Here is a 9,307-nt window from a genome sequence, read left to right on the forward strand (position 1 = left end):
ATCGCACCGTTTGTCGATTCGACTACCGGAAACATCACCTACCGAGCCCTCATCGATAACAGTGACCATAAACTTCTCCCGGGGCAGTTCGTCCACGTAAAAGTAAAAGGGATGGAGTGGAAAAATGTCCTCTATGTTCCTCAAAAAACACTCCTTACCGGTGAAAAAGGGAAATTTGTCTACGCCATCGAAGCCAACAATACCGTTAGCCCTAAACCGGTAGTCGCGGGAGAGTGGATCGGTGAAAATGTTCTAATCGAGAGCGGTATTACAGCAGGAGCAAAAATCGCCGCTGACTCCCTCCCTAAACTCAAACCGGGGGCGGAAGTAATTCCGAACGGTAACAAATAATGTTCTCTAAATATTTCATCAATCGCCCCGTTTTATCAGCTGTAATCGCGATGATCATCATGCTGCTCGGATTTGTGGCGATTAAAAGTCTCCCGATCTCGCAGTTACCGAATCTCACCCCCCCTACCGTTGTCGTCAGTGCACAGTATCCGGGAGCCGATGCGCAAACCATCGCGAACAACATCCTCACCCCATTAGAGTCTCAGATCTCCGGTGCAGACGGACTCATGTATATGTCTTCCAAAGCGGCTGCATTGCCGGGAAGTGCTACGATCACTTGTACCTTCAACATCGGAGTTAACCAAGACCTTGCCGCCGTTGATGTCCAAAACCGAATAAACTCGGTTATTTCACAGCTCCCCCAAAGTACTCGTGATTTAGGTGTCACCGTACAGAAAAAAACCTCCGATATTTTGCTCATCGTTGCTATCACTTCTCCTGATGGAAGCTACGATGCGACGGGAATCAGTAACTACATCTCTGCTAATCTCCTCGATGAAGTAAAAAAAATCCCCGGTGCAGGACGGGCGCAAATCTTCGGTCAACGCGACTATGCAATGCGTATTTGGCTCAACCCTGACCGCATGGCATCTCTTGGGGTCAGCAGTTCTGAAATCGCAGCAGCGATTAAAGATCAAAACCTACAAGTATCTCCGGGGCGTTTAGGGCAAGCCCCGACCAATGATGAGCAGATGTGGACGATGCAACTCACCTCAAAAGGGCGTTTTTCAACCCCTGAAGAGTTTCAAAACATCATTATCCGTTCCAAACCTGATGGTTCAATGCTACGACTTAAAGATGTCGCCCGTGTCGAACTGGGGAGCCAAAACTACGAATTTTTCGGTCGTGTAAACGGTAAACCGGCCGCTATGATCGGTATTTTCGCCGATACCAACGCCAATGCCCTCGACACCTCTGCCGCCGTAGCAGAGAAAATGGAAAAACTCTCCCATAAATTCCCGCAGGGGCTAAAATACGATATCCCCTACGATACGACCGATTTTGTCAAAATCTCCATCGAAGAGGTTATCTTTACACTCCTAGCTTCCATAGTTCTGGTCAGCTTGGTTATCTATCTCTTCTTACAAAGTTATCGCGCCGCGATGATCCCGATCCTCTCGATTCCGATCTCACTCACGGGTGCCTTTATCGGTATGTATCTCTTAGGGTACTCGATTAATACGCTCACCCTCTTTGGTCTCGTTCTTGCCATCGGTATCGTCGTCGATGATGCCATCGTCGTCATCGAGAATATGGAACGGATACTTCAGCATGAAAAACTCTCCCCTCGTGAAGCGGCGATCAAGGCAATGGGACAAATATCGGGACCCGTCATCGCCATCGTCCTCGTTATGTGTGCCGTCTTTATCCCTGCCACTTTTTTGGGCGGTATGACGGGTCAGCTTTATAAACAATTCGCCGCAACCATCGCTATTTCGGTTGTCTTCTCAGGTTTTATGGCGCTTACGTTTGCTCCCGCTATCGGTGCCTTGATACTCAAACACCATGAAAATGAACCGGCTCGCTTTTTCCGCTGGTTTAACCGCAAATTCGGAGCAATGACCGAAAACTACGTTCGACGATCCGGCTTTATGATCCGTAAATCGTTTATTTTCTTGATTATCTATCTATCGACCTATTTCTTTATCGGATTTTTTCATAAAACATTGCCGAGTGCTTTTTTACCGATGGAAGATCAGGGCTATTTTATTACCGCCATCGTTCTCCCTGATGGTGCAACCGCCAACCGTACGTTGGAAGTGGTCAAGCAAGTCGAAGCCATTTTAGGTAAACAAGAAGGGGTATACAAATACACTGCCATTACCGGACTTAATGTCCTCACGTTCTCCCAAGAACCCAATGCCGCCGTTATTTTTACCCGACTTAAACCATGGGATGAGCGAACGACTAAAGAGCTCAAAGTATTCGGTATCCTGAACACTCTTGGACCAAAACTAGGATCCATAAAAGAGGCAAAAGTATTTGCGATGCCTCCCCCTCCGATTCGGGGAATGGGACCATCTGATATGTTCAGCTTGCGATTATTGCAACCGGGAAGTAATGATTTTAACGCCCTTGCAAATGCGACCAATGCGTTCGTGGGTGATCTGCGAAACAACCCAAGCATTAAAAATCCGATGACCACGATGAATATCAACACCCCGACGCTCTCTATCGAAGTAGACCGTGAAAAAGCCAAGATGATGGGTCTTGCCATCAGTGATGTGTATCAAACCCTTCAAGCAACCATCGGAACGATGTACGTCAACCAGTTTGATAAAAACGGTAAAACCTACTGGGTTCAAATGCAATCGGATTCACCATATCGTGCAACTCCTGAAGATATCGGGCGTGCATGGGTTCGCTCATCCAGCGGTCAGCTCGTCCCCCTCTCCTCGGTTGTTACCGCCAAAATGTCAAGTGCACCCTCCTCGATTGAGCACTTTAACGGCGTACTCAGTACCACTGTCATGGGCTCCCCTGCAGCCGGATACAGTTCAGGCGATCTGATTAAGATTTTGGAAGAGAAAGGGGATACCCTACTGCCAAGTACGGTGAGTTACGACTGGGACGGTCTCTACCTCCAAGAAAAACTCGTCGGCTCCAAAGCACTCATGATTATGGCGTTTGCGTTGGTGATGGTTTATTTGATCCTAGCGGCATTGTATGAGCGCTGGACGTTGCCGATCTCGATCATGCTCGCGGTACCGTATGGGATTATGGGAGCCTATACCGTTGTATGGCTGATTCCGTTTCTCAACAACAACGTTTTCTTCCAGATCGGTCTGCTCACCCTCATCGCCCTCTCGGCTAAAAATGCGATTTTGGTTGTCGAGTTCGCCGAAGAGCAGCGACTGATGGGGAAAAGTGTCTACGATTCAGCCATGGAAGCGGCACGCCTTCGTTACCGTCCGATGATGATGACCTCGTTTGCCTTTTTGGCAGGGATGCTCCCCCTTATCTTCAGCTCGGGTGCAGGGGCGATGGGACGCTTCTCTATCGGTGTTGCCATGTTCGGAGGGATGTTAGCTGCAACCTTTATCGAACGGTACTTTATCCCGTTCCTCTACTACTGGGTCGCTACGGCTCAGGAGAAATTCGCTACTTCAAAAGGGGTCGATCATGAATAACATTTCCCTCTCTCTCATCCTCGCCGGACTCCTCGGAGGGTGTGCTATCGGACCGGATTACGTTCGCCCCGATATTGCCGTCCCCGAAACGTTTATCTATAACGAGGCAAACACAACAACCGCACGCACACTCGATAGTGCATGGTGGAAAACCTTCAACGATACCGCGTTAACTCAAGCGGTGGAAGAGGCGTTAAATACAAACTACGATATCCAATCCTCGCAAGCCTCCGTCGATGCACTGTTAGGACAATTTGATCAAGCCAAGTCATATCTCTATCCTCAAATCAATGCTTCTAGCTCATTGAATCGTAAAGGGGTTGATAATGCTTCTAACGGAGGTTTTCAGCTGCGTGAGGGGATCACCTCGACCTATGCGGGGTCTTTATCGTTAGCGAGTTATGAGATTGATCTATTCGGAAAAGTACGCCGAGCCAATGAAGCGGCGCGTGCGGCACTCCTTTCAAGCTCCTATGCGTCTCAAACCATCAAACTTTCGATCACATCGAGTGTTGCAGCATCCTACGTGAAACTCTCATCTCTACAAAGCCAGATCGATCTTGCACGCCAAAATGTAGCACTTACGAATGAATTAGTGAGCTTCAACGATCTCAAATACAAACACGGCGTTATTGCTGAGAGTGTTTTATTGCAATCGTTATCGGAACATGAAAGCGCTAAAGCGACTCTCTCCCAGCTTGAAGCCTCCAAAAGTGCCGAAGAGGCGACTTTTAACGTCCTCTTAGGCCGCAATCCTACACGTGTGAGTGTTTCATCGATTGATAGTATGAGTGTCCCTAGCATCCCAGACGCACTCCCCTCGTCGGTTTTATCCCAACGCCCCGATATTGCGTCGGCTGAACAAAACCTAATCGCCGCTAATGCGAAAATAGGGGTTGCCAAAGCGGCCTATTATCCAAGTATAAAACTCACAGGGATGTTAGGAGTGCAAAGCCTTGAACTCAGTAACTTCGTATCGAATCCGGCACGACTTTGGGAAATTGCTCCCTCAGTAAGTGTCCCTATTTTTTCCGCCGGACGTATTGCGGGGGAGGTCAGAACAGCCGAGGCGGATCGAAACCAAAGCATCGCTCAATACAAAAAAGCGATTGTCAGCGCGTTTAACGATACAGATAACGCCATTGCTCAAAAATCCAGAGCACAAGAGCAGATAGGCTATCAAAACGCACGTACCGCTGCTATTGAAAAAGGACTAACCCAAAGCAAACTTCGTTATAAAGTAGGCACCATTAGCTACAGTGATATGATTATCGTACAACAGCAATGGCTACAAGCGTCTCAACAATTCATTATTGCCAAGCAAAATGCCCTGATTTCTACTATCTCTTTATATAAAGTATTGGGAGGTGGATGGAGTGAAACGCAAACGCCTCCCCTACCGGACCTTCTCCCTGCCGGACGCTAATTGTCTCTTTTGAGACAATATCCCCTAAATTTTTCATCATTTTCTCGCTTGTAAATGCCGTTTAAAAGACAATCAATAGTAAACAAACTCTAAAAAATCCAAAAAAAATAAGAATTTTTTCTCCTACTGTCACAGTTTTACGCCTATATTCAATCTATTTGATAAGATTTTGATATCTCACAAACCCCTATTTTAGGGATGTTGTAAATATTTTTATAAAATTTCTTCCAATCACTTGACAACTATAGGGGGATTAGTGGTATACTTCCGCCATATTTTTTTAAGGAGCCTTACCATGTTGAAAGTTATCTCTGCTTTATTACTTGCTGCTATGTTCATCGGATGTAGCGAATCTGCTACTACAGAAGCGCCTGCTGCTACTGAAGAAGCTGCACCAGTTGCTGAAGAAGCTGCTGCACCAGTTGCTGAAGAAGCAAACGTAACTGCTGAAGTTGCTGCACCTGCTGCTGACGCTGCTGCTGCTGACGCTGCTGCAACTCCTGCTAAATAAGTTTTATTTAGCTTGAGTATTTCGCACTTCGGTGCGAAATTATCTTCCTCTTTTTCTTCCATTTAACATAAAATCAAACTAACTTATCATAAACTTTCCTAATCTAATTTAGGAGTCTTCATTATGAAAACAATCATCCCAATCCTCTGTTCTTTTCTTTTAATCGGATGCAGTGATTCCAAACCAACCGAAGCACCTGCGACATCAGAGATGACGGCACCGATTGAGGTCAATCAAACAGCATCGATCGAAACCAATGCATCCGTATCAACACCTCCGGTAACAGCAACTCCATCAGCCCCAGTTGCTGTAGAAACAGCCGCCATTGACGCTTCGGCACTTTTCGCTCAAAAATGTGTTTCATGCCACGGAGCCAAAGGTGAAAAATCGGCACTAAATAAATCTCAGATTATTGCCAACTTTAGTGAAGCGCAAGTGAAAGAGGCGCTCAAAGGGTACCAGAACGGCACCTACGGCAAAGAGATGAAGGCACTCATGCAAGGACAAGCCAAAGGGCTTAACGATGCTCAGATTGACGCATTGGCCAAGTATATATCAGCACTTTAGCCTTCTGATTTAGGTAGCGCAAATTTCTGCGTTACCAACTCTCCCTCGTCATTGAAGAAAAGATAGTAGAGTTTGTCTTTTTTAATACTCAACCCCGCAAGATAGCGCAATGCCAAATTCGCTTGTAATGAGGCAATGTGCATGACGATAGGTGTGGCAATCCCCGCAGGAGTTTTTGAAGTAATTTTAAACAATTCCGTAAAGGATGCCTCTTCGAAAAAGCACACTTGTCCGTTAAACGCTTCTACCGATCCATACACCCACGGTAAACATTTTGATTTGGCATAGGTATTGATGGCACCGCGAGAGGGGAGGTTATCGGTTGCGTCGATAATGAGATCAATCTCGATATTTTTTTGAATAAACTCATCGAAATTACAAACATGCGAATAGGCTTTTACATACGGACAACGATCTTCAATCAAAGCTGCACAAAGTTCGGCTTTGTATTTCCCTTCATCTCCCGTTTTAAAAGCGATTTGGCGGTGGATATTATGCAGACTAACGGTATCAAAGTCCACCATGTGAATCTCACCGATCCCTGATGCTCCCAGAGCGAACGCTAATGAGCTTCCAAGCCCTCCGCTGCCTATAACCGCAATCTTCTTCGATTGAAGTAAATATTGCGTCTCTTCCCCCCACAACTGAACCTGACGGTGGAAATAGTGCATCATATTTTTATCTTCGTTTCCGTAGAGCTTCTTTAAATCCCCACCCTTTTCGTGACTCGCTAAGACTTTTTCGATCCAGATCGACAATCAAAAGCTCTTCGGTATTACCGAGATCCGCTTCAATCTCCCCATCAGGAGAGACAATCATCGAATCACCGTAAAATTTCCATGCACTCTGCTCATCGAAATACTCTCCAACCCGATTGGCTCTTAAGATATAACAGTTGTGGGTAAATGCACGGGTTTTGATCAGTTCGCGCCATCTATTATGCGACTCAAACGTTGAAGCACTCGGAACTAAAACCACATCTACCACTTTAGAAGTGACCGCATCCCACATAGGATCAAAATGGGTTTCATAGCCTCCCATAACGGCAAATTTAAACCCCTCACATGCAAACACCATCGGAGGCTTTACCGCTTCGATTGGGTTATTAAAAAATTTCTCTTCATTCCAGTGGGGATAGTTAATCAAAAATTGCTGAGGATAGTAGACTACACTGCGAGCGTTTACCTTTGCAATCATCTTAGTACACTCTTTTTTCTTCACCGTAATGATCGGAGCGACAAAGGTAAGATCATATTTGATTGCTAGCGCTTTAAGCGTTTCAATCTGATGAGCACTTTGTTCTGCGATCATACTCACCGGAGTTTGGATCAATTCTTTGAAAAATGGATTGAGAAGGTATTCCCCCATCAAAACCAGTTTGACCCCTTTTTGACTCGCTACACGAGCATAATTTTCTAAAATTTTACTTCCCATTCCGATGGAGGGGAGTTGGAGAATGGCGACGCGCATTATTGCTCCTGATTTTTGATGATTTGGATCTGTAACTGTGCATTTTGGAGCATCGTTTCAGCAACGCGAAGTTCTTTCATCCCCTCTTCGTATGCCTTAACGCTCTCGTTCATCGGCAATGCCGGATCCATCAGTTTTTCTAAAACTGCTTTAGCATTGGTAATCTTCGTTTCAAAACTCTCATCAGTGCTCATAGTGCCTCCCGAACATAATTCTCTATTTTATCGATTTCTACTAAAAAAGCGTCATGTCCGTAATCACTTGGTACTTCAAGATAATCACTGTTCGTTTTCCCTAATGCCTTCATTGCGGTATGGATACTCTCCATCTCGCTTGGGAGGAAAAGGATGTCTTTTTCAAATCCGACCAAATAAAGTTCCGCATTGATTTTATTCAGAGCCTCTTCGAGTGAATCAAATCCACGTGAAAGATCATAGATATTGATCGCTTTGGTAATATACAAATACGAGAGAGGGTCAAACCATTTTGTAAAATTATAACCGTTATACTCCAAATACGATTCGACCTGAAACTTCCCGAAAAGCTCATATAAACCGTCGGTTCGTTTGTACTCCCGACCAAACTTTTTGGTCATCGACTGATGAGATAAAAAGCTGATATGCCCCGCCATTCGTCCGATTGCCATACCACTGAGACCATTTTCGCGGATTGCTTCGGGGTCATAATAGCCGTTTTTAAACTCAGGATCTTTCAAAATCGCTTCTTGAGCGACTTTGTTAAATGCGATAGCCCACGGTTGTGTTGCCGCCGTCGTTGCCATCGCGATGATCTTTTTGGCAAAGTTCGGGAAAAAGACACCAAATGCCAATGCCTGCATCCCCCCCATCGATCCGCCAATGACCGCATGAACCTGATGAATCCCCAAACGATCAAACAATATCCGCTGTGCTTTCACCATATCAAGAATAGTGACAACGGGAAATTTATAGCGATAAGCATCATTGTACGGATAACGTGGCGACATTGGTCCCGTAGAGCCGAAACAACTCCCCAGTACATTGGTACAGATCACGAAAAATTTGTCGGTATCGACCGCTTTTCCCTGACCTATGAGTCCATCCCACCAACCGCTTTTATTGTCCCCCTCATACGTCCCTGCCGCATGATGAGAACCTGTAAGGGCATGACAAATCACGATCACATTATCTTTAGTCTCGTTGAGTTCACCGTACGTCTCATAAATAATATCGTACGGTTCCAAGATACGCCCGCTCTCCAGATAGAGAGGGTTAGTAAAATGCTCGCTCTTGATTTGCAGATTTAACATGAGATCCTTTACGCGTTCAATGCCTGAGTTAAATCATCGATCAAATCCGATGATGCTTCAAGCCCGATACTCAGACGAATAAGCCCTGATGGTACACCACATGCCACCAACTCTTCTTGGGAGAGTTGTTGATGGGTTGTCGATGCAGGATGGGTAATAATCGATTTGGAATCACCGATATTAACGACCAGAGAAAAAAGTTTAGTCGCATCCACGATTTTTTTCGCAGATTCGAAACTCTCCACCTCAAAACTGAGCAACCCGCTTGACATACCGTTTTCAAAATAGCGTTGCGCATTTGCATAGTTACTATTGCTTTTAAGCCCCGGATAGTTCACTTTTTTGACCAACGGATGAGACTCTAAAAACTCCGCAACCACTTGAGCGTTACGTGAGTGTTCTCTCATACGGAGTGACAACGTTTCGATCCCCTGAATAAAGAGCCATGAATTAAACGGTGACACCACCGCACCCAAATCGCGTAAAAGTGATAAACGTGCTCGTAAACAAAAAAGCGGCAACGGTACATCAACATAGACCAAACCGTGATAACTCTCATCCGC

Annotated in this window: 9 protein-coding genes and 1 pseudogene; 5 read left to right on the forward strand and 5 right to left on the reverse strand. The window is 45.5% G+C overall.

From position 1 onward, the window contains the following. The 5 genes and pseudogenes from JZU62_RS08205 to JZU62_RS08225 all read left to right on the forward strand — a co-directional run. A pseudogene (locus JZU62_RS08205) lies at nt 1-351 on the forward strand (hypothetical protein); the annotation flags it as partial. Further along, on the forward strand, nt 351-3,482 hold the full coding sequence (locus JZU62_RS08210; protein WP_295013701.1) for a multidrug efflux RND transporter permease subunit: 3,132 nt from the start codon (nt 351-353) through the stop codon (nt 3,480-3,482). The pseudogene JZU62_RS08205 and the gene JZU62_RS08210, both read left to right, overlap by 1 nt. Further along, complete coding sequence (locus JZU62_RS08215; protein ID WP_295013703.1) at nt 3,475-4,908, forward strand: efflux transporter outer membrane subunit; 1,434 nt, start codon at nt 3,475-3,477, stop codon at nt 4,906-4,908. Before JZU62_RS08210 ends, JZU62_RS08215 begins: the two co-directional genes overlap by 8 nt. A gap of 295 nt (nt 4,909-5,203) precedes the next feature. Then, complete coding sequence (locus tag JZU62_RS08220) at nt 5,204-5,419, forward strand: hypothetical protein (protein WP_295013705.1); 216 nt, start codon at nt 5,204-5,206, stop codon at nt 5,417-5,419. A 123-nt stretch (nt 5,420-5,542) separates the two neighbouring features. Beyond that, nucleotides 5,543-5,986, forward strand: coding sequence for a c-type cytochrome (locus JZU62_RS08225; RefSeq protein WP_295013708.1), 444 nt, complete (start codon nt 5,543-5,545; stop codon nt 5,984-5,986). Here the strand turns inward: JZU62_RS08225 and JZU62_RS08230 are convergent. The 5 genes from JZU62_RS08230 to JZU62_RS08250 form a co-directional block, all read right to left on the reverse strand. Next, a complete protein-coding gene (locus tag JZU62_RS08230; protein ID WP_295013709.1) occupies nt 5,983-6,660 on the reverse strand; it encodes a ThiF family adenylyltransferase in 678 nt (225 codons plus the stop codon). The two genes, JZU62_RS08225 and JZU62_RS08230, sit on opposite strands and share 4 nt — an antisense overlap. Nucleotides 6,661-6,664: 4 nt before the next feature. Beyond that, nucleotides 6,665-7,456: a carbon-nitrogen hydrolase family protein gene (locus JZU62_RS08235; protein ID WP_295013710.1), complete on the reverse strand. Its 792-nt coding sequence runs from the start codon at nt 7,454-7,456 to the stop codon at nt 6,665-6,667. After that, on the reverse strand, nt 7,456-7,650 hold the full coding sequence (gene xseB, locus JZU62_RS08240) for an exodeoxyribonuclease VII small subunit (protein ID WP_295013712.1): 195 nt from the start codon (nt 7,648-7,650) through the stop codon (nt 7,456-7,458). The genes JZU62_RS08235 and xseB overlap by 1 nt, the downstream gene beginning before the upstream one ends. Continuing rightward, nucleotides 7,647-8,744: a homoserine O-acetyltransferase gene (locus tag JZU62_RS08245; RefSeq protein ID WP_295013715.1), complete on the reverse strand. Its 1,098-nt coding sequence runs from the start codon at nt 8,742-8,744 to the stop codon at nt 7,647-7,649. Before JZU62_RS08245 ends, xseB begins: the two co-directional genes overlap by 4 nt. 8 nt (nt 8,745-8,752) lie before the next feature. After that, nucleotides 8,753-9,307: PLP-dependent transferase (locus JZU62_RS08250; protein ID WP_295013717.1), on the reverse strand; the 555-nt coding region annotated here is incomplete at its 5' end.

This window comes from Sulfuricurvum sp. (assembly GCF_019163035.1).
GTDB lineage: Bacteria > Campylobacterota > Campylobacteria > Campylobacterales > Sulfurimonadaceae > Sulfuricurvum.

Excerpts from the sequence above, each read along its gene's own strand:
- JZU62_RS08225 (WP_295013708.1), top strand. The coding sequence starts at position 5,543 with ATGAAAACAATCATCCCAATCCTCTGTTCTTTTCTTTTAATCGGATGC.
- JZU62_RS08245 (WP_295013715.1), bottom strand. The coding sequence starts at position 8,744 with ATGTTAAATCTGCAAATCAAGAGCGAGCATTTTACTAACCCTCTCTAT.
- JZU62_RS08235 (WP_295013710.1), bottom strand. The coding sequence starts at position 7,456 with ATGCGCGTCGCCATTCTCCAACTCCCCTCCATCGGAATGGGAAGTAAA.
- JZU62_RS08220 (WP_295013705.1), top strand. The coding sequence starts at position 5,204 with ATGTTGAAAGTTATCTCTGCTTTATTACTTGCTGCTATGTTCATCGGA.
- JZU62_RS08210 (WP_295013701.1), top strand. The coding sequence starts at position 351 with ATGTTCTCTAAATATTTCATCAATCGCCCCGTTTTATCAGCTGTAATC.
- JZU62_RS08230 (WP_295013709.1), bottom strand. The coding sequence starts at position 6,660 with ATGATGCACTATTTCCACCGTCAGGTTCAGTTGTGGGGGGAAGAGACG.
- xseB (WP_295013712.1), bottom strand. The coding sequence starts at position 7,650 with ATGAGCACTGATGAGAGTTTTGAAACGAAGATTACCAATGCTAAAGCA.
- JZU62_RS08215 (WP_295013703.1), top strand. The coding sequence starts at position 3,475 with ATGAATAACATTTCCCTCTCTCTCATCCTCGCCGGACTCCTCGGAGGG.